The sequence below is a fragment of the Mycobacterium sp. 5-140-3-2 genome (assembly GCF_035666375.1).
Taxonomy (GTDB): domain Bacteria; phylum Actinomycetota; class Actinomycetes; order Mycobacteriales; family Mycobacteriaceae; genus Mycobacterium; species Mycobacterium intracellulare.
Genome location: NZ_CP142025.1, coordinates 4,183,174 through 4,202,884 on the forward strand (window position 1 = coordinate 4,183,174; position 19,711 = coordinate 4,202,884).

General features: G+C 65.9%; 16 protein-coding genes and 1 pseudogene. 5 read left to right on the top strand and 12 right to left on the bottom strand.

Annotated elements, in window-relative coordinates; translation table 11 throughout:
- Nucleotides 1–4: 4 nt before the first annotated feature.
- The 6 genes and pseudogenes from P6281_RS19470 to P6281_RS19495 form a co-directional block, all read right to left on the bottom strand.
- Nucleotides 5–307, bottom strand: coding sequence for a hypothetical protein (locus P6281_RS19470; protein WP_020823299.1), 303 nt, complete (start codon nt 305–307; stop codon nt 5–7).
- Nucleotides 308–387: 80 nt separating this feature from the next.
- A complete protein-coding gene (locus P6281_RS19475; RefSeq protein ID WP_324738482.1) occupies nt 388–1,911 on the bottom strand; it encodes an adenylate/guanylate cyclase domain-containing protein in 1,524 nt (507 codons plus the stop codon).
- 54 nt (nt 1,912–1,965) lie between these two features.
- On the bottom strand, nt 1,966–2,823 hold the full coding sequence (locus tag P6281_RS19480) for a TIGR03619 family F420-dependent LLM class oxidoreductase (RefSeq protein ID WP_014942727.1): 858 nt from the start codon (nt 2,821–2,823) through the stop codon (nt 1,966–1,968).
- Nucleotides 2,820–3,650 (bottom strand): TauD/TfdA dioxygenase family protein, encoded by an 831-nt coding sequence (locus P6281_RS19485; protein ID WP_014380832.1) that lies wholly within the window; start codon nt 3,648–3,650, stop codon nt 2,820–2,822. Before P6281_RS19485 ends, P6281_RS19480 begins: the two co-directional genes overlap by 4 nt.
- Nucleotides 3,651–3,653: 3 nt before the next feature.
- Nucleotides 3,654–3,978 (bottom strand): annotated as a pseudogene (locus P6281_RS19490) (hypothetical protein).
- Nucleotides 3,975–5,258 carry an aromatic ring-hydroxylating oxygenase subunit alpha gene (locus P6281_RS19495; protein ID WP_014942728.1) on the bottom strand — a complete coding sequence of 428 codons (1,284 nt, stop codon included), beginning with the start codon at nt 5,256–5,258 and terminating at the stop codon, nt 3,975–3,977. The pseudogene P6281_RS19490 and the gene P6281_RS19495 overlap by 4 nt, the downstream one beginning before the upstream one ends.
- A gap of 96 nt (nt 5,259–5,354) precedes the next feature.
- Here P6281_RS19495 and P6281_RS19500 point away from each other — a divergent pair, with 96 nt between their 5' ends.
- Both P6281_RS19500 and P6281_RS19505 read left to right on the top strand, forming a co-directional pair.
- Nucleotides 5,355–6,305: a LysR family transcriptional regulator gene (locus P6281_RS19500; RefSeq protein ID WP_008259343.1), complete on the top strand. Its 951-nt coding sequence runs from the start codon at nt 5,355–5,357 to the stop codon at nt 6,303–6,305.
- A gap of 46 nt (nt 6,306–6,351) precedes the next feature.
- The gene (locus tag P6281_RS19505) at nt 6,352–8,889 is read left to right on the top strand and encodes an ATP-binding cassette domain-containing protein (RefSeq protein ID WP_324738483.1); all 2,538 of its coding nucleotides are present in this window, start codon (nt 6,352–6,354) and stop codon (nt 8,887–8,889) included.
- A gap of 7 nt (nt 8,890–8,896) precedes the next feature.
- On the opposite strand, the gene P6281_RS19510 is transcribed toward P6281_RS19505, so the two are convergent.
- On the bottom strand, nt 8,897–12,022 hold the full coding sequence (locus P6281_RS19510) for a Kelch repeat-containing protein (RefSeq protein WP_014383069.1): 3,126 nt from the start codon (nt 12,020–12,022) through the stop codon (nt 8,897–8,899).
- A 97-nt stretch (nt 12,023–12,119) separates the two neighbouring features.
- A complete protein-coding gene (locus tag P6281_RS19515; protein ID WP_324738484.1) occupies nt 12,120–14,321 on the bottom strand; it encodes an acyltransferase family protein in 2,202 nt (733 codons plus the stop codon).
- 215 nt (nt 14,322–14,536) lie between these two features.
- Between P6281_RS19515 and P6281_RS19520 the strand changes: the two genes are divergently transcribed.
- The 3 genes from P6281_RS19520 to P6281_RS19530 all read left to right on the top strand — a co-directional run bounded on the left by P6281_RS19520 (nt 14,537) and on the right by P6281_RS19530 (nt 16,153).
- Complete coding sequence (locus P6281_RS19520; RefSeq protein ID WP_009954255.1) at nt 14,537–14,977, top strand: nitroreductase family deazaflavin-dependent oxidoreductase; 441 nt, start codon at nt 14,537–14,539, stop codon at nt 14,975–14,977.
- A gap of 122 nt (nt 14,978–15,099) precedes the next feature.
- Nucleotides 15,100–15,561: a DUF1942 domain-containing protein gene (locus P6281_RS19525; RefSeq protein ID WP_014385555.1), complete on the top strand. Its 462-nt coding sequence runs from the start codon at nt 15,100–15,102 to the stop codon at nt 15,559–15,561.
- A gap of 133 nt (nt 15,562–15,694) precedes the next feature.
- Nucleotides 15,695–16,153, top strand: a complete 459-nt coding sequence (locus tag P6281_RS19530; RefSeq protein WP_080588074.1) for a GAF domain-containing protein — start codon at nt 15,695–15,697, stop codon at nt 16,151–16,153.
- Between the two features lie 109 nt (nt 16,154–16,262).
- On the opposite strand, the gene P6281_RS19535 is transcribed toward P6281_RS19530, so the two are convergent.
- From P6281_RS19535 to P6281_RS19550, 4 genes are read right to left on the bottom strand one after another with little or no spacing between them, the layout of a single operon-like run.
- Nucleotides 16,263–16,910, bottom strand: coding sequence for a maleylpyruvate isomerase family mycothiol-dependent enzyme (locus tag P6281_RS19535; protein WP_014385557.1), 648 nt, complete (start codon nt 16,908–16,910; stop codon nt 16,263–16,265).
- Complete coding sequence (locus tag P6281_RS19540) at nt 16,897–17,910, bottom strand: LLM class flavin-dependent oxidoreductase (protein WP_232065618.1); 1,014 nt, start codon at nt 17,908–17,910, stop codon at nt 16,897–16,899. The genes P6281_RS19535 and P6281_RS19540 overlap by 14 nt, the downstream gene beginning before the upstream one ends.
- 20 nt (nt 17,911–17,930) lie before the next feature.
- Nucleotides 17,931–18,869: an NADP-dependent oxidoreductase gene (locus tag P6281_RS19545; protein WP_041785151.1), complete on the bottom strand. Its 939-nt coding sequence runs from the start codon at nt 18,867–18,869 to the stop codon at nt 17,931–17,933.
- Between the two features lie 17 nt (nt 18,870–18,886).
- Nucleotides 18,887–19,711: a nuclear transport factor 2 family protein gene (locus tag P6281_RS19550; protein WP_014385560.1), complete on the bottom strand. Its 825-nt coding sequence runs from the start codon at nt 19,709–19,711 to the stop codon at nt 18,887–18,889.

A 19,711-nucleotide genomic window follows, 5' to 3' on the forward strand; every position in this document is an offset into this window, starting at 1 on the left:
ACCCCTACTCCCGCACCGACCGAAAAGCTCGCGCCGACTCGTCCTCGTTGGTGAGGTAGCCGAGCATCGCCTCGGCGACGTGCGACCCCAGGCCGTCCACCTGCAGCTGGTGGTGGTCGTGGCGGGCCTGCCAGCGCGCCGCGAGCTCACCCAGCGCCAGCTCCGAGGATCCGATCCAGCCGGGCGCGGCCGCCGCAAGGCCGTCCTCATGACTGAAGAAATCCAACGCGGCCTCGCCGATCGCGTTGAACATGTCGTTGCTGCCGACGTGCAGTGCGGCGGGATCGACCTTCAATCCATTTGCCACGAATGTCTCCTACGGCTCGCCGGGATTGCGCTCCGAATCTTAATTTGCTGCGTAGGACCGCGCACTTCACCTCTTGCGGGTCAAGGCGCTGACCAGCTGCTTTCTTCCAGCGTGAAGACCTGCACCGCTGCGGATTTGCCCTTGAGGGCATGGGGCCCCCGATCGACGAGGCCGACAGGTCGAGAAGCCAGCGCATCGACGCACGACTCGGTGAGCAGGATCGCGTCGCCCGTCGTCTTGGTTAGCTGCTCGACGCGCGCGGCTACGTTGACGGTGTCACCGATCAGCGTGAATTCGAGCTTGCCTCCCCCGCCGATGGTGCCGGCAATTACCACCCCGGTGTTGATCCCGATGCCGATCCGCAGTGCTCCGTCGAAGCGCTCCGAAACGAGCCGCTGGATCCCGACAGCGACATGCACCGCGGCATTGGCATGTGCCGCAAGGTCGTTCGGTGCGCCGAAGACGGCGAGGGCTCCGTCGCCAAGGAACTTGTTGACGTGCCCACCGGCCTGAACGACGGCGGGCACGACGATCGCGAACAGCGAGTTGAGCCGGGCGACGGTATCCTCGGCGGTATTGGCTTCGGCGAACGGGGTGAAATCGCGAATGTCGATGAACATCACGGTCACCTCGCGGCGCTCACCGGTAAACACGTCGTCGCCCTGTTCGAGCAGCCGCGCCGCCAGCGCCGGGTCGACGTAGGTGCCGAAAGCGCCCTGAAGTCGTTGCCGCTCAGCCAAACCCGCCTGCATGCGGTTGAACGACGCGGCCAGGGCGCCGAGGTCGTCGTCCTGGACGACGGGTAGGCGCTGGCTATAGTCGCCTGCCGCAACGCGTTCGGCGCCCTCGGCGAGGTCGCGGATGGGTTGCAAAGACCTCGAGAATCCAAGGCCGACGGAGACCGGTATGGCGAATACAAGGGCTAACGCGCCGCCGATCACGAGGGAAACGATGGGAGCATCACTGATTCGATTCGACGCTGCGGCAAGCAACGCGCCGCCGACAGCATAGGCAAACGCGACAGCGACCATGGACACGTTCGATCGCGCGGCGAAAGTCGGGCGAGAGCGCGGCAGTGAGTCACCGACCCCAGTGTCATTGGCGAGGGCGACCCTGGCGGGCCGCCATGCCGCCTCGATGCTGTTGTGAAGCGCGACCAACTGGACCGCTAATGCAATGGTCGCAGCCACGCTCCCGTATTGGAGTAGCCGCAACCAACTCGCTCCGGCGATCACACCGACGACGACCGACAACGCGGCAGCCCAGACAGCGGCGGCCCACATCGTGCGGGAAGTCGCCCTGCGGGAAAAGATATAGGTGCCCTCCAGGGCGGCCGCTCGATCGACCTCGCGACCCGCTGCCCACTGCTCCGCGAGCCGTGCCCATCGGTGATCCGGTAGAACCATGATGCATGCGAGCACAAGCGCGGCCACCACGGTGGCTGCCGTCGCTGCAACGTAGCGATCGGACCTTTCGAACACGACGATCGGATACGAGACAAGGGTGAGGTAGATCGGCACCGAGATGACGAATGCGATCACGCCGCCCGCCCAGGTGTACCTCGCCCCGTACCGATCCCACGCCCACTGCCAGATGCGGTCCATGCGAGGAGATTAGACTCCCGCGATCTGCGGTGCGGCCGTTCTGATGCTGCCCGGTCAGAACGTTTTGCCGTGCAACTCGGCCAGCGCGTGAATCTGTTCGAGGTAGTGCTCGAGCGAATGGTGGATGAACCTGGCCGACAACGTGGTGGTCCCGGCGGCGGCGATGGTGTGCAGCGAGTCTTCGGTTTTCGCCGGTTCACCCACCGGGTCCAGTGGCTGGTCGGCGGGCAAGACGACCTCGAAGCCGTCCGGCAGCTCTCGCGCCCGCAGCCACTCGGCGGCGGTGGCAATGGACACGTAGTACGGACACCACCCGTCGGCGAGCGTGAGCGCACGGCGCAACGACCGCTTGGTGCGCCCGCCCACCCAGATCGGCATATGTGGCTGCAGCGCACAGGGATCGATGGTGAGCCCACCGAACGAGTAGTACTCGCCGTCATACACCGGCTCGTTGGTGGGCAACGCCGCCCGCAGCGCCTTCAGGGCGTCGTCGGCACGAGCGCCGCGGTCGTCGAACGGCGCGCCCAGCAGGTCGAATTCCTCCCTGAGGCTCCCGACGCCGACGCCCAGGATCACCCGGCCGCCGCTGACGTGATCCAATGTGCCATAACGCTTTACGATCGCGAGCGGGTGGTGATAGCCAAGCACCAGGGTCATCGTGACGAGCCGAATCCGGCTGGTGCGCGCCGACACGTAGCCGAGCGTGGCCAGCGGGTCCCAGTACCGGGAGCCGCGGCGGGCGGCCTCGGTCGACGGTATGCCGATGTGCTCGCTGCAGGTGAGGTGGTGATAGCCAAGACCGTCCGCCGTCTCGGCGACGCGACCGATGTCTTCGATGGTGGCCGTCTTCTCCCACGTCAACGCCGCGCCGGCGACGTTCGTGACGACAGGTGTCGCGATGCCGAGTTTCAATCCAGCGGCTCTTCACCGGCAAGGACCGTGCGGTGCATGAGCCGACCGCTGTCAGCGGCATACGGCAGCGCCCGGTGCATGGTCCCGGTGTTGTCCCACATGAGCAGGTCGCCCAGCTGCCACTCGTGGCGGTAGACGTAGCGCGGTTGAGTCGCCCAGTCACGAAGGCGCGCAAGCAATGCGCGGCTTTCTTCCACCGGCAGGTCGATCACGTAATCCGCCGTCGCACCGAGCAGCAACGACTTACGCCCCGATCGGTGAGTCCACACCATGGGGCAGGATTTCGTGGGCGATTTCTGCCAGAACGCGATCTCCTCGTAGCTCATCTCGGGTCGCACGTAGTACTGCGAGCGCTCCGCGCTGTGCACCACCCGAAGGCCGGCGATCGTCTCCTTGTCGGCCTCCGGCAGCTCCTCGTAGGCCGCGTAGGTGTTGCAGAACTCGGTCTGACCGCCGGAGTCGGACAATTTCATGGCGCGCAACAGCGTGGCCAGATTCGGATAGGGCTGCAGGGAGCCGTCGAAATGCCAGAACAGCGAGCCTTTCAGGTACTCGGCGCGCTGATTGACGTTCGTGTCGAGCGAGATCTTGTAGATCCCGCCCTCACCCTCGTTCTGCACAATGCTGCCAAGGGTTTTCGCGATGGTGACCTGCTGTTCGTCGCTGATCTGCAGTCCGCGAAAGAAGACCACCCCGCGCTGCTCGAGGATCGCGCGGATCGCCTCGGCTTCGCGACCACTGAGCAGCGTGTCGAGATCGGTCTTGATCTCGCTGCCGATCAACGGCGTGCAGTCGATGACGTCGAGTCGTGTGGTGGACAGTCCCATGCGTCAGCTCAATCTCGTGAGAATGGTCTTCGCCGAATGCTTTACCCGCGGCTGCCTCCACAACTCCACCGCCAACGAGACCGTGGATCAGCGAGTACAGCAGATTGCGCAGGTTCGCGACGTCCTCGGGCAGCGGCTCGGCATAGTCGAACTTGTCGATGTAGGCGACCGCCTCCTCGGCGTGCGGAAAAACCTCGTCGTAGAACGCCTGTATCTCGGCCATGGAGCTGTTCACACGCTTCACGTAGCGCTCGTGCCCATCCTCGATGGCCCATTCGGGCACCAGGTGCTCAAGTTGCGAGAACTCGTGCGGCAAAAGGGCATTCATCGGCCGGCCTTCGCCTTCTCGCCTGCCGCCACATAATCGCCCACCACCTTGTGCAGGTGACGCAGCAGGATCTCCTCGTCATTCATCGTGAAATGCGTGAGCGCACCGCTGTTCAGCATCGCCTGCAACCCTTCCGACGGGCTCGCGTCTTCCAGGATGATGTCGTTGAGGAAGGTAACTGTGAGCTCTTGGCCCAGCCGTTCTTTGTGCGTCTTGGGCGGCTGGTAGAACATCTCGACTTCGAAGATGTGCGAGTGCGGGCCCGTCGGCCAGTGCGTGTGCGTACTGAAACCGGACGAACCGAAGATCAGCACGAAGTTGGGGAAGAACTGGAACGAATCGAAGCCGTACTTCTCCGAACGAGTCGGATTGAGCCCGGACGGCATCGGGCCGCGATCGGTCCGCTTGTTCCACGGGCCGGCCGCGCTCGCCTCCATCACGCATTCAATGGGCTTGGAGTACGGCGTCTTCTGCGACGGCTCGCCGGCGAAGGAAAACATCCGGTGCGGACCCTTGAGCCGGTAGGCCAGCGCGTCGGTGAACGGGTTCGGCTGGTCGAAGGCGTCTCGCGCCTCCGCGGTGAGGGCGCCGAACGAGGACGCGTGCAGATACGGCCCGTGGTAACTTTCGGCGAATCCGTCGACGAAAATCTTCCAGTTGCACTGCAATTCGACCTTGAACCGATACACCTGGTGTGGCCCCGCAAACGGATACCCTTCGATGCCGTGGGCCAGCTCGCCGAGGTAGGACCGCAGCGGCTCGGTGTTGTGCGGGTCGAGGTTGACGAAGATGAACCCCTCCCAGACCTCGCATTGGATCGCCGGCACCCGGCAGCTCTCGGCGTCGAAGTCGAGCAGCAGATCCTTGCGGGTGGGCGCGTGCAGCGAACCGTCCAACTTGTAGCGCCAGCCGTGGAATCGGCAGTACAGCACCGGGGCGCGACCTTGTACCTCTTCGAACGGGTCGTCTTCCCACAGCATCTTGTTGCCGCGGTGCGGACAGATGTTGTGGAAGGCGCGGATCACGTCGTCCTTGCCGCGAACGATGATGATCGACGTGTTGAGGAATCTCAGCTCGCGGGTGAAGTAGCTTCCCGACTTCGGCACCCGCTCAACCCGTCCGACGTAGAGCCAGGTTTTTTTGAAGACGTGCTCGCGTTCCTTCTCGTAGAACTCTTCTGAGACACAGTCCTCGAGTGACACTGGGCCACGGCCCAATTCGGGATAGGCGTCCGTCCAGTGCCCGCTCGACGGCTTCGTCACCAAGACGTCCTGACTCATCGGGCCCTCCTCCGCCTCTCGGCCGAAGGTAGCACTTGACCAAATGCGCAAATAGGCCTTCAATTGCAACACCCTGTTGCAATTTTGGAACACCACGTGGAGCAGAACCTGCCGTTCGACCTCGATGCCTTGCTCGTATTCGGCAAGGTGGTCGAGTGCCGCAGCCTGTCGAAGGCGGCCGCGCTGCTGGGCATGCCCAAGTCCACCGTCAGCCGCAAGCTCAGCAAGCTCGAGGCGGACCTCGGGATCAAGCTGCTGCGCAAGAACACGCACCAGCTCACCGTCACCGACCTTGGCGAAAAGATCTACAGCCACGGCGTGAACATCTTGGCCGAGGCCAACGGTGTGCGGGCGCTGGTGGAAGGCAGCAAGCTCGAGCCGCAGGGTGAGTTGCGCGTTGCCATCCCGGTCTTTGTCGGCATCGACTACGCATCGCGAGTCGGCGCCAAATTCCTGAAGCAATATCCCCAGTCGCGGCTGGATATCCGCTTGGTGGACAACGTCGTTCATCCCGTCCACGACGGGTTCGACGTGGTTTTCGGCACGGGGCCGCTGCAGGACTCGACGCTGATCGCGCGCAAGGTCTTCAGCCTCGAACTGTTCCTTTGTGCGTCACCGGAGTTCATACGGGAGCTACCCGAACCCATCACCGCTCCCACCCAATTGGATACCGTGCCGTTCATCGACTGCGGAGTCAGCGAGGGACCGCGCAGGCTCACCGTCGCCAAGAACAAGCGGCGCCATGAGCTCTCGCCGATGGTTCGGGCGCGAGCCAACAATTTTCAGGTGTGCAAGCAGTACATCCTGAACGGGCTCGGTGTCGGTGCGATGCCGAGCCAGATCATCGTCACCTCCGAGTTGCGGGACGGCAGCATCGTGCCGGTGCTGCCCGAATGGCGCCTCGAGCAGCTTGACGTCTACATGATCCATCCCTTCCAGCTCTCGTTCTCCACGTTGATCAGCGCGTTCTACGAGACGGCGTGCGACATCATCACCGAGAACACCGCGCGAAGCGCAGGCGGCAAAACCGGCCGTCTGCACCTATAAAGCGAAAAAGTGAGCGTTTGCTGGCGGCGAGTCCAATACTTAGGTGATGAGTAGGCCTGCACCGCCCGTGCTGACGGTTCAATCGGAGTGGTCACAGCGCAGTTTCGCGCCGGGCCACGACATCGTGGTCGGAAGTGACCTCCGCGCCGACATGCGCGTCGCCCATCCGCTGATCGCCCGCGCCCACCTCCTGCTGCGCTTCGACGGGGCCAAATGGATCGCGATCGACAACGGTTCGCCCTCCGGCATTTTCGTCAATGGTCACCGGGTACGGGCCGTCGACATCCACGATCGCCAGAGCCTCAACCTCGCCCGGCCCGACGGGCCGCGTCTGAGCTTTGGGATCGGCCGGCACGACGGGGCGGTGGGCCAACTACCGCCCACCCTGGAGGCGGTGCCGGTGATCGCGCCGCCGGGCGCCCCGAAGACCGCCCGTCCGGAACCGCCACGGCGGCCCGGCGTCCCGCCGCCCCGCATCGCGCGACCGCAACCCGCCCCGCCGCGCTACCCGCCCGCCGGCCAGCCCCCGCGCGCTCCCCACCCGGCGCCGCAGCCGGCGGGGCTCCAGCCGCTCACCGAGATCGGGGCACAGACCCTTGAAGCCTCGGGCTTCGACAGCGCCAACCTGCGGCGCGCCGTGCAGCGGTCACGTTCGAGGCTCGGGGCGCCCCCCGCGGGGGCGGCGGTCATCGGCCGCGCGGAAGACAGCGACATCGTCATCTCGGACGTCTTGGCGTCGCGCCATCATGCCTACTTGGTGCCGGGCCCCACCGGCATGGAGATCCACGACGCGCAAAGCATCAACGGGACTTTCGTCAACGGCACCCGCATCTTGTCGGCACCGCTCACCGAGGGTGACGTAATCACGATCGGCAACGTCGACCTGGTTTTCAACGGTGAAATCCTGCTGCGCCGCGCCGAAGCGGCCACCCGCACCGGCGGGCTGGAAGTGCGGGAGGTCGACTTTCACGTCGACAACAAGCGGCTGATCCAAAAGGTGTCCCTGACGGCGCGGCCCGGGACGCTGACCGCGCTCATCGGTGGGTCGGGAGCGGGCAAGAGCACGTTGTCCCGGCTGATCGCCGGCGCCACTTGTCCGACCTCGGGCTCGATCACGTTCGAGGGCCACGACATCCACGCCCAGTTCGCGTCGTTGCGGAGCCGGATCGGGATGGTGCCCCAAGACGACGTCGTGCACCGCCAGCTCACGGTGACCCAGGCGCTGAACTACGCGGCCGAGTTGCGGCTGCCGACCGACACCAGCAAGTCCGACCGCGCACAGGTCGTCGCGCAGGTCATCGAGGAACTCGGCTTGACCAAGCACGCCGACACGCGAGTCGACAAGCTGTCCGGCGGGCAGCGCAAGCGCGCCTCGGTGGCCCTGGAACTGCTCACCGGGCCGTCGCTGCTGATCCTCGACGAGCCCACGTCGGGCCTGGACCCCGCATTGGACCTGCAGGTCATGACGATGCTTCGGCAGCTGGCCGACGCCGGCCGCGTCGTGCTGGTGGTGACGCACTCGCTGAGCTACCTCGATCTGTGCGACCAGGTGTTGCTGATGGCGCCGGGCGGCAAGACCGCCTACTGCGGTCCACCCGGCGACATCGAAGCGACCATGGGAACCACCAACTGGGCCAAGATCTTTGGAATGGTGGGCGCGGACCCCGACGAAGCCAACCGTCGATTCCTGGCCCAAGCCAAACCGCCGCCTCCTGTATCCGACGCGGACAAGCCGGCCGATCTCGGCGCTCCGGCGCGCTCCAGCACCTGGCGTCAATTCTCGACGATCGCCCGCCGCCAGGTCCGGCTGATCGTCGCCGATCGCGCCTACTTCATCTTCCTGGCGCTGCTGCCGTTCGTGATGGGCGCGCTGGCGCTGACCGTTCCCGGCTCGACGGGATTCCGCGTGGCCGATCCGAACGGCGACGGGTCCGACGAGCCCGGATCGGTGTTGATGTTGCTGACCATGGCCGCCGTCTTCATGGGCACCGCGCTGACGATCCGCGATCTTATCGGCGAGCGCCCGATCTTTCGCCGCGAACAGGCGGTCGGCCTGTCGACCAAGGCCTATCTGCTCGCGAAGATGGCGGTCTTCTTTGTGTTCGCCATCGTCCAGTCGACGATCGCGACCACCATCACCATTCTGGGGAAAGGCGCGCCGACCCGGCCGGCCCTGCTCCTTGGCAGCGCCACACTCGAGCTGTACGTCGCCACCGCCGCCATGTGCGTGGCCGCGGCGATGATCGGCCTGGTCCTGTCCTCGCTGGCGCGCTCGAACGAGCAGATCATGCCGCTCCTGGTGGTGTCGCTCATGTTGCAGCTGGTGCTCTGCGGTGGGATGGTCCCGGTCACCGACCGGATCGGGCTGGATCAGATGTCCTGGGCGGTCCCCTCCCGTTGGGGGTATGCGGCGCAGGCTTCGACGGTCGACTTGTGGACGATCGAGCCCGGGCCGCTCGCCCCGAAAGACCGCCACTTTAAACACACGGCGGGGACATGGCTGTTCGACGTCGGCATGCTGGTGTTGCTGACGGTCGTGTACGCGGGAATCGTGGGGTGGCGCAGCCGGCTCAAGCGCCATTGATCCGTCGCTAGACGAAGTCCAAAGCCTCGACCGTCGCGACGGGGCCCTCATGGGTGGGCCGGTTTGCACCGCCAATGCAGTACACGGTGTTGCCCACCGCCGCGACCGCCTCAGCGTGACGCGGCGTCGGCAGCGGGGGCAGCGTGGACCACTTCGCATTTGCGATGTCGTACATTTCTGCGACTCCCAACACCTGGGTTGGTTCCTCACCACCGACCGCCACGATTCGGCCATCGATGAACGCGGCGCCGTAACTTCCACGCGGAGTTGGCATGTCGACCAACTTGGTCCAGGTCCCTGCTTGGGGATCGAACCGTTCGAACGCCGCGGAATTCTTGTCGGCGGACAGGAACCTCCCGCCGACCGCGTACATGTAGGTGCCGTCGGACGCCGCGGCCAAGTGTTCGCGCGGGGTGGGCATGTTGGCCGCGTCGCGCCACGAGCTGCCGTCGAAGACCTCGGTCTGGCCGACGAGCTGCTTGGCGTTCTGTCCGCCGGCGACGACGAGCTTGTCACCGACCACCGCGGCCGCCGGTGCCGCCCGCGCGTGGCTGAGGCCGGCCAGCTCCACCCAATTGCCGCCGCGCAACGCGAACACCTTGGTGGACGCCTGCGTGAGGTCGCCGCTGGCGCCGCCGAGGACCACCACCTCGTTGCGATACGTGGCCGCGGCGGCGTGGTGGAGCGGGACGGGCAGCGGGGGTTGGGCTTGCCAGGCGCCGGTGCGCGGGTCGTAACTCTCGACCGTCTGAAGTGCGACTCCGTCGCGCAGTCCGCCCATGATCCAGATCTTGTCGCCCAGCACGGTCCACGCCGTCATCAGCCGGGGTGTGGGCGCGTCCGGTAGCGAACGCCACTGCGCGGCCGGCTGGGCCAGGCGTGGCGGCAGCTGTAACGCCTCGGCCGTCGCGGTCACCTGGTCGTCACCGACGGCCGTCGACCCCCCGACGGCGTAGATGGACTTCCCCACCGCATCGACCGCCATGCCGTGGCGCGCAGTCCCCATGTCCGGCAAGCCATCCCACGTCTTCGTCGACAGATCGAACACCGCCACGCTCTTGAGGACTTGCCCCGCCGACTGACCCCCGGCGGCGACCAGGCGCCGGTCCGCGATCGCCACGCCAAGGTCACTGCGAGGCTGGGGAAGGTCGGGCAATTTCGTCCAGGTTTTCGCGGCCGGGTCGTACGCCTCGACCGCTACCAGGTCGGCGTTCCCGTTGGTCCCGCCGACCGTGTACACCAGTTTCCCGTCCGAGGCCGCGGCCAGCATCTGTCGCGGGGTCGGGATGGGGGTGCCGAGGGTCCAGGCGTTGCCGTCGAAGATCTCGGTGGAGTTCAGCAGCGCTCCGTTGGCGTCGACGCCGCCGGTGACGATGATGCGGTCACCCACCACGGCCGCCGCCGCTGCCGCGCGGGGCTGCAACAGGTGGGGCAGCTCCACCCAGTGACTGTTGACCACGCGCCAAACCTGGTCGCTGGCAACCTTTTGCGCGCCCGCGGCGCGCCAGCCGCCGAGCACGATCGGGTTTCCCTGCCACGTCACGGCCATGGCCTGTTGAACCGGGACCGGGAGATCGTCGCCGCTCTTCCAGCTGTCGATGACGGGGTCATACCCCTCGTGGTTTGCGACGACGGCGTGGTTGCTGCCGATTCCGCCGAATATCCAGATCGTGCCGTCGGCCTGGGTGGTTGCCGCCGCGTCGCGTGCGATGCGCGCGTTCGTGATCGGCTGCCACTTCACCGACGCCTGGCTCGGCTGGCTCGCGGCGGCCTGGGGGTGCCGCTTGCCGTGCGTCAGCAGCACGTAGACGCCGCTGCCCAGCACCAACACGGCCACCACGATCGCGACGGCGATCAGCGCCGCGGTGGCGCGGCTTCGCTTCGCTTTCGACGGTTTCGGCCACGCCACCGCGCCGGTCGCCAATCCGCGCGGCGTATCCGGAACACGGTCGGCAGAACTCGTCGGCGCGATCGCGTCGGTGACACTTGTCTGTTCGGGGATCATCTGGGTGGGCTCGGACGTGTTTGGGCCGCGCGAGACAGCGGGTGCGCGGCCCGGCTGCGGGCGACCGGGCGGCCGTGACGGCGGATGCGGTGGCGTCGAGGTGGTGCGATCTCCCAGCGCATTCATCAGCGAGGTGGCACTTTCCGGGCCGGCGATCCGTGGGCCCGGTTTGGCGATCCTCGGCGGTCTCGGCACCGGCCGCGCGATGCGCCCCGAACCCGCACCCGCGGCGGTAATCGCCATGGAATCGGGCTTTAATCCGTTGCGGCGCAGGCTCTCCTGCAATTCGCGGCCGAACTCCGCCGCTGACGCCGGCCGTTCGGCGGGATCGAACCGCATCGCTTTTTCGATCGCCGAACAGACCGCGTCGGGGATCCCATTGGGGCGCAGGTCCGGGACCCGCGTGCTTTTGATCCGGGTGTACTGCGCGAGGAGGTCTTCGCCGCTGCGGCGCTCGTATGCGGCGTTGCCGGCGATGAGCGCATAGAGCGTGGCACCGAGCGAGTAAACATCGGTCTCGACCGTCGCCGGATCGCCGGTCATGACCTCGGGCGCGAGGAAATCGACTGTGCCGGAAAACAACCCGGACGCCGTTTCATAGCCTCCAGCGACGTGCGCCGTCCCGAAATCGGTGAGCTGCGGTTCGCCGTAGTCGTTGACGAGAACGTTCGCGGGCTTGATATCGCGGTGCAAAGTTCCTGTCAGGTGAGCGGTTTCGAGCGCCCCGCACAATTTCACACCGATCCGCATCGCTTCGGGCCAGGCGATCGGCCCCTCTCGCTGCACCCGCAGGCCCAGGGAACCGGCGGCGCAGTACGACATCACGATATAAGGCCGGCCGCCCGCGGTGACGCCGACGCGCAGAATGTTGACGATGTTCGGATGGCCCGACAGGCCGCCCATGGCGTAGCCCTCGCGGAGAAATCGTTCGCGACTCTCGTCGTCGCCGAAGGTCGGCAACACCTTGATGGCGACGTTGCGACCGAGCGCAGTCTCGCGACAGCGATACACCACGCCGGCGGCGCCTCGAGCGATCTGGCGCGCGTTGTCGAATCCGGCGGCAGCCAACTCCGCGACGATGTCGCTCGGTCCCGGCGCCCGGGGGCGAGCCTTGGGTCTTTCAGCCATTTCGTGGCCTCAACTTCCCAGGCAACTGATGATCGAGTTAAGGGTAGCGAACATGAGCGCACCGGCTGAACGGTTCCGGTGAGGATCGTCGCAAAGCTCAGCCGGGGAGCAGCGCGCGATCGGCCAGCGCGCCCATCACCGGCGCCAGTTCCCGGGCGTATTCGAACGTCAGATGGTTGGCGTCGTGGAACACCACGGTGTTGCCGACGATGACCGGGCACCGGTCCAAGGTGCAGAACAGCTCGGTGAGGTCGGCGTACTGTCCGCCGCCGGCTTTGGTGGCCGCCGCCTCGGCGGCGATGCCCGGATCGTTCACCGCCGTCGATCTCGGCGGCGCGCAGGCCGTCGCGTCATCGAGGTGACCGGACAGGCAGGTCGGCACCAATGCGTGCGGATCCGGGGCCGGCCCGAGCACCAGCACCTTGGCACCGGTACCGCGCAGCTGCTGGACGAGTCGGGTCAGGCTGCCGAGCCAGGCCGAGTCGTATGACGTGACACCGGCCGGAAAGTCGTAACGGTCACCGTATTTGCGCCACAGGCTCAACACGACCAACTGTGGATGCTGGTTGCGCAGGCGGGCGACGACCAGATCGCGCCACTTGTCGCACTCGGTGAATTCCCGGCGCAGGAACGGGTTGATGATGGGCAGGTCCAGCATCGGGCAGCCGCCTTTGGTCAGGGCATCCAGCCGCCAGTGCCGCCGCCCGGTGACCTGCTGGAATGCAGGGATCCACATCGCTGCGGTCGAGTCACCGACCAGGGCGACGCCGGTCTTTGACGCCCTGTCGCCGCTGATGCACTCGGGCTGATCGGCCTCCAAAAAATTGCGCAAGCAGCCCTTGAAGTAGGCGATCGGGTTTTCGGCTGAAGCAGCGCCGATCGATGGGTCGAGATTCGACGGGACTGCCTTGAGATCGGCGGATACCGCGACCATCGTCTGCACTTGCGCAAACGCGTACTGCACCGCCGCGTCGTACGCGTCGAGGCTGTCACCCGCCGGTGGTATCGGCCCGGTGACTTTCAGCGCCGCCGCCGGGGCACCGTGACCGACGGGGGCGGGGATCGCCACCAACAACGCCGCGCCCACGCATACCGCCACCGCGGTCGCACCGCCACCGAGCAACAGGCTGCGGAACGCGGACCGGCGCACGAAAGGGGCGAAGCGGAGCGGGTTTTCGATGAAGCGCAGGGTGAGCACGGCCAGACCGCCGGATATCGCGACCGTCGCCAGCCTGCCCACCAGTCCCAGCGGATGGCCCAGCAACGGCGGCGCGAGCAACAACACGGGCCAGTGCCAGAGATACCACGAATACGAAATTCGGCCGATGGCTCCGATCGGCGACCACGCCAAAAGGTGCCCGCACCCTCGGGTGGGGTGGACACAGCCCGCGCCGATCACGAGTGCGGTGCCGAGCACGGGCAGCAGGGCGGCCGTGCCCGGGTAGGGCGTCATCACGCTCAAGACCGTGCAACCCAGCAGGATCAGTGCCAGGCCCGCCCATCCCGCGATCGCGGCGGGCAGCGCCGCCAGCCGGCGCCACTGGGTGGTCGTCAGGGCCACCAGGCCGCCCACGGCCAACTCCCACGCCCGGGTGGGCAGTGAAAAGAACGCGACGGAAGGCACGATCGGGGTGGCCAGCAGTGACGCGGCAAACGACAGGACCGCGACCAGCGCAAGGACCAGGAGATAAGGACGCTCGGACGACACGCCCGCGGCGCGCCGACGCCGCCGCCGGGTGGCCCAGGCCGTACCGATGATGACGGCCGGCCACACCAGGTAGAACTGCTCCTCGACGCCCAGGGACCAGTAGTGCTGGAACGGCGACGGCGGCGTGTAGGCAAGTTGGTAGTCGATGCCGTGGAAGACGAACCAGTAGTTGCCGATGTACAGCGCGCTGGCGATGCCGTCACCGATGACGCCCTCGGCTTGCAACGGGGGCAACAGGATCGCCGAGGCGATCGCGGTGACAACGCCCACCGCAGCCGATGCCGGCAGCAGCCGGCGGGCTCGCGCCCCGTAGAAGCGGCCCAGCCGGACGGTGCCTGCAGTGCTTACCTCGCGGTAAAGCATTCCGGTGATGAGGAATCCCGAGATGACGAAGAACACGTCGACGCCGGTGAACCCACCGCCCACACCGGGCACGCCGGCATGAAAGAGCACGACGGCCAACACCGCGACGGCACGCAGGCCTTCGAGGTCTTGGCGAAATGCCGGCTTCGGCGGACGCAGGCCCCGCGCTTGCGTGACGGGGCTGACGCTCTCAACGTCTGCCATCGTCACCAACTGGGTGAAGGGCAACTCTCGAGAATGGTAGATACATGCGAAATCGCGACGGGGCAGCTATGTCAGTATCTGCGCCAATTACCGTCTGACCCCCCTTGACCCCAACCGCCCCTTCAGTCCGAGGTGACTATAGCTATCTCCGCGGCCATGTGCGGATATACGTCCGAATTGCCTCCCGCTTCGAGGAACCCCCTGGCAAATACCGGCGCCGCCGAGCGAAACTGACAGCTATGAGTTTCGTGGAGGAAAAGGTGCTTCCGCAGCTGCTGCGAGTGCACGACACGGTGTATCAGAAGACGAATGGCTGGATCGGTCACCGCGCGCTGTGGATACCGAGCCTGCTGCTGCATACCGTCGGCGCGAAGACCGGTAAACGACGCACGACGTCGCTGACCTATGCCCGCGACGGTGACAAGTATCTGGTCGTCGCCTCCAAGGGCGGCGCCCCCGAAGCCCCCGGCTGGTACCACAACCTGAAAGCCAACCCCGACGTCGAGATCAACGTCGGACCACGGCGTTTCGCCGTCACCGCGCGACCGGTGCTGCCCGATGACCCCGACTACCCGCGGCTATGGCAGATCGTCAACAACAACAACCAAAACCGCTACGTGGAGTATCAGAAGCGGACGTCACGACCCATCCCGGTGGTCGTCCTGAGTCCGAAAGGCTAGAACGATTCACCCTCTGACCTCGCCCGAGCAGGTTTGAAACCGGCGAGTCTGGATACCTCCCGGTATGTCGAGCAAGCGGCTAGCGCTTCTTGACCGCAGGGACCTAGGGAAGGGGTTTTGCCATGATGCTCTCCAAGGTTGCCATGAAGACGACGGCGGCCGCCGCCGGCATCGCGACGGCGGGAATTCTGATGGCGTCGCCGGCGCTGGCGGATCCGCAAGTCGTAGCGTTTGGCCAATCCGCAGAGATTCCAAGCGCAAACGGCGCAGAAGCCATCAACTACACCGTGAACAACTTGCAGCCCAGCGGCCACAACGATGGCATCTGGTACTCCGACGTCACGGCCACAGGTGTGCGCGGTAATGCGACTCCGGTCATTGCCGACTTCAACGCGCGTGCCGTCAACAGCTCGACCTACGCGGTCATGAAAGGGCATGAAGTAGACGGCCTGCCGAACCAGCCGATCGCGCCGGGCGCCCAGGCGACCGGGCGGCTCTACTTCGACGTTCGAGGCGGCACGGCGCCGGACAGCGTTGTCTACCGGGATGCCGCCGGCATCGACAAGGTCGTCTGGAAGAGCTAACGGCGCCGTAAGCGCCGCCACATCTGGGTTCGCCCCGATGCAGCCACTTCGGTCCTAGCGCATCGAGCATCGGCGCTTGGCGATCGGCGCACGCCTGGGGGTTGCCGGCGGTAATCAGGGCACGATGTTTGTCATGGTCGCCGTCCACCGCGCGCCGATGCGTTCCCGCAACGATGCCGTCGAGCCGCAAGCTGCCATCGACCGCGCTCGACGGCTCGGCCTGTGCGGCTTCGGGCAATACGTGGATCGCTCGGGCGAACAGGAACGGCTTGTCCGTCGGGTCGGCCGATTCGCCGACCTCGATGACGGCTCGTTTGTGTGGAGCCGCGACACCGACGGGTGGTTCTGGTTGGGCCGCATCTGCGGGCCGTACTTCTATGACGCCGGCGAAGCGGCCGCCGCAGTGGATTTGGTGCACGTAAGACCGTGCGAGTGGCTGTCGGCACCGACGCCTGAGCAGGAGGTGCCGTCCGCGGTCATTGCCACATTCCGGCGCGGTGGACGGAACTTTCAGGAAATCCATCACCGATCGATCGGTGAGCACACACAAAGAATTTGGGATGCTCGCAGGAATCAACCTGCAGACGACTAGCCGAACCTCGCAGACCGCGGACGGCCTAAGCGCGGCTCGTCAGGACTACTCACCCAGGGCTGCACGCCATTTCGGAAAAGCCCGTTACTGAGCTGCGGGCACGCTCCAGTCACGCGCGAAAGATATTCACTGTTTCGGGAAGACCCAGCATCCGTGGGTCGCGTCGCCCTGTAGCAGCGAGAAGGAATTTGTGGGCGTCGATTCCGCTTTCCTTCGGGAATGCCGCGGCCGGTATCGCAAGCAGGCGGACTACGTGCGAGTCGGCTGCGATGATGGGATCGCGGCTTAGGATGTCGAGGACGAAATCAAGGCTGTCATAAAGTCCTTCGCGTAGATCTGATGGCTGATTGATGGCGTCGCGGATGTCGTCGGCGTGCACGTACGCGTCCATCAATAGAGCATGTATTGCCCGGCCAACAGTGAAACGCGGTGCTGGACTGGGTCGGACCCACATGTCGTCGCCGAACGCGGTCAACAGCCCTGCCGTCGACTCTCCGATCTGCCGCATCTGGGCGGCAAGGTCGTTGGGCGGTTGGGCGCGCAGCGACGCCGCCTGTTCATCGGCGCTTCGCGTACCGCTTGCGCCCGTGACGGTGTCGATCGCCTGACCCACAACATGGGCGGCGACGTCGCGCACCTGCCAACCGGCGCAGCGGGTGGCTCGGGTCCACATCGACATATCGAGCCTGGCCAACAAATCCGAGAAGTTCTGGTACTCGCGGAGCAGGCCGACCGTCGTGCGCTCACGGGTAAGCACGGGACGCCTCCTCCAAGCGATCCTTCACATCTCGAAGTCGTTCGAGCTGCACCCGGAACCCATCCTGCGTGAGCACCCCGATACGGCAGACCAAGTGGCGCACTCCGGCATCGATGTAGTTCGCCAGCTTGGCCGCAACCGCCTCAGCGGACCCGGCGGCGAAGGCCTGGAGACTCTCGACGGCCGCAAGCGGAAATCCATACGTTGCGGTGGTGAACCGATCAAGTTCGGATCGACCGCCATCTGGCGAGTCCGTTACAAGGACCGTCACAAAAAGGGCTGGGGTGACGGCGTCAGTCGGCCGCCCAGCCAGCTTGGCTGCGGCGCGAACGTCACCTAGACCCGTCGCGAAACCCGACGGCGTCGGCGGGTAGGGCAGCCAACCGTCATATGCCGCCCCCGCGCGAGCGCGGGCGCGCGGCGTGTCGCCGGCAAGCCAGACCGGCGGCCCGGCAGGGTTGAACGGCCTTATCCCAGAAGGAATGTCACTCAGGGCGATCGTATCGCCGTGAAACGCGCTCGGCCCTGCCCCGGCCCATAGCTGTCGCCAGAGCGCAACAGTCTCGTCGAGCCGCCTGGAGCGCCGTCGCCATGACACTTCCGACACCGCGTATTCGGTCTCCGATATCCCCGGAAAGCCGGCACCGACAGCTACGACGAGGCGGCCCTGCGCCAATCGATCGATGGAGGCTAGCGCTTGCGCGGCTTGTACAGGTCTGCGCAACGCAGGAAGAAGCGCAGCGGTGCCAAGTGTCACCCGCTCAGTCACCGAAGCGGCAGCCGCGAGAAATGTCAACGCTTCGATACGTGGGCCAATCAGTGAGTCGTTGGCCCATAGCGAGTCGAAGCCGAGATCCTCGATGGTGCGCACCATGCGGGCGAGTTGGTCAGGTTCGGTACCCGGCCATTGGTCAGCGGCAAGCAGCGCCACGATCCCGACACGCAATGCGCCTTTCCCACCTGGATCGTGCAGTTGCCGGTGAGATGCAAGAGAAGTCATGGGGCCCACGTCCGGTTCGTTCACACCACGGTGAGAATGATCTTGCCGCTGGTGCGGCCCTGGCTGCTGATGGTCAGGGCACGCGCCGCGTCGGCTAGCGGGAGCCGCTCGGCGATATGCACCCGCAATTTTCCGCATTCGACGAGCTGCGCGATGCCCCGGAGGCCGGCCGCGTCGGGCTCGACCAGGTAGTCGTAGGCGTGAACTCCGAGCTCTTTCGCACGCTCGTGCAGGCCTGGCGTCCAGGCGGCTTGAGCGCTGACCAGAATCCCCCCGGGACGAAGACATCCCAATGCCTCGACACCAGCATCACCACCGAACATCTGGATCACCACGTCAACATCACCGACTACCTCGTGGACCGGCGTTACGGTGTAATCCAACGCCTGGTCAACACCCAGCTCGGCAAGGAAGCGGTGTTTGGCGGCGCGGGCGGTCCCAATGACGTAAGCGCCGTGCGCCTTGGCGATCTGGACCGCCAAATGCCCGACTCCCCCAGCGGCGCCAGCTATCAGCACGCGCTGGCCGGGCGCAACGTGGGCGACGTCGACAAGCATCTGCCATGCGGTGAGCCCCGCGAGCGGCAGGGCGGCTGCTTCGGTGAAGTCCAACCCGGCGGGCATAGCCGCGAAGTGCCGTGACGGCCCGGTGACGAACTCGGCGTATCCGCCCGCTTGGCGCGGGAACCATGGCATTCCGAAAACCCGATCGCCGACATTGAATCGGTTGACGCCGTAGCCGACCTCCTCGATTACCCCTGCGACGTCCCAGCCGTGAATGAACGGCAGATTGAGCACCCGGTTATATGCCCGACCTCCACTTGTGTAGTAGTCCACTGGGTTAACACCAGCGGCGTGAACGCGGACTTTCACCTCGGTCGGGGCCGGCTGCGGTTCGGGGGCCTCCGCTAACCGCAGGGAGGCGGGGCCGTCCCACTCATGTTGGATGATTGCGCGCACGAAAACTGCCTCCTCAGTTATGGTTTGGCCGGAATTAGGTGCCGCTTGCGGCTGGGCGTCATGCCCCTCGTATCGAATACGACCGTCGTCTCGGCGCTTTGGCCGTCTCGAAGCCGGAACCGGTCGGCACCGCACCAGCGCCGTACCGAACCATCCACCGTTCCACGGCCTTCCCACGCGATCAGGAGGACGTTGCCGCGGTGCGCGTAGTCGGCGACCGATAACGTCAGGTCCGGAACGTGCTTGACCGCGGCGGCCAGTTGGGCGACATAGGCATTGCGTCCGCGCAATGGTTCGGCAATTCCCGGCCAGTGCAGCGCAACATCGTCGGTGACGAGGCCGTGAACGCGGGTGGTGTCGGTGGGCGCAGCCCAGAATCGGGCCCAACCCGCGACGAAGGATGCGACCGTTGACACCGGCGGCTCCAGCGCAGCAGCCGGCCCGGCGAAACCAACTTGGTGATGAAGGATCCTGGTATCGAAGTAGCCGCAGTCGCTGGTGAGCTGTCCGCCGCGGAAGGTGCACACGAACGTGACGGGGACATCGATGCGGCTGCCGGGATCAGTGGTCAGGCCGAGGAGATTGTTCCCCACCGTCCCGGTCATGCGCCCCCACACCACGGCCGTGTCGTCGCCGAATGCCGTCCCATCGAAGTGGCCCTGGTAATCAGGCACTGATTGGAAGAAGGCCGCGTAGAACTTGCGCAATTGCGCGTGGCCGGTGACCGGCTGGCGAACCCCAGAGTCTTGGTAGCTGCCGTCGGGTGCGTATGCGGCCACGATCGCTTCGACGTCGTGTCGGTTCTTAGCCTCGGCGTAGTTGCGCAGTGCCTCGCGCAGCAC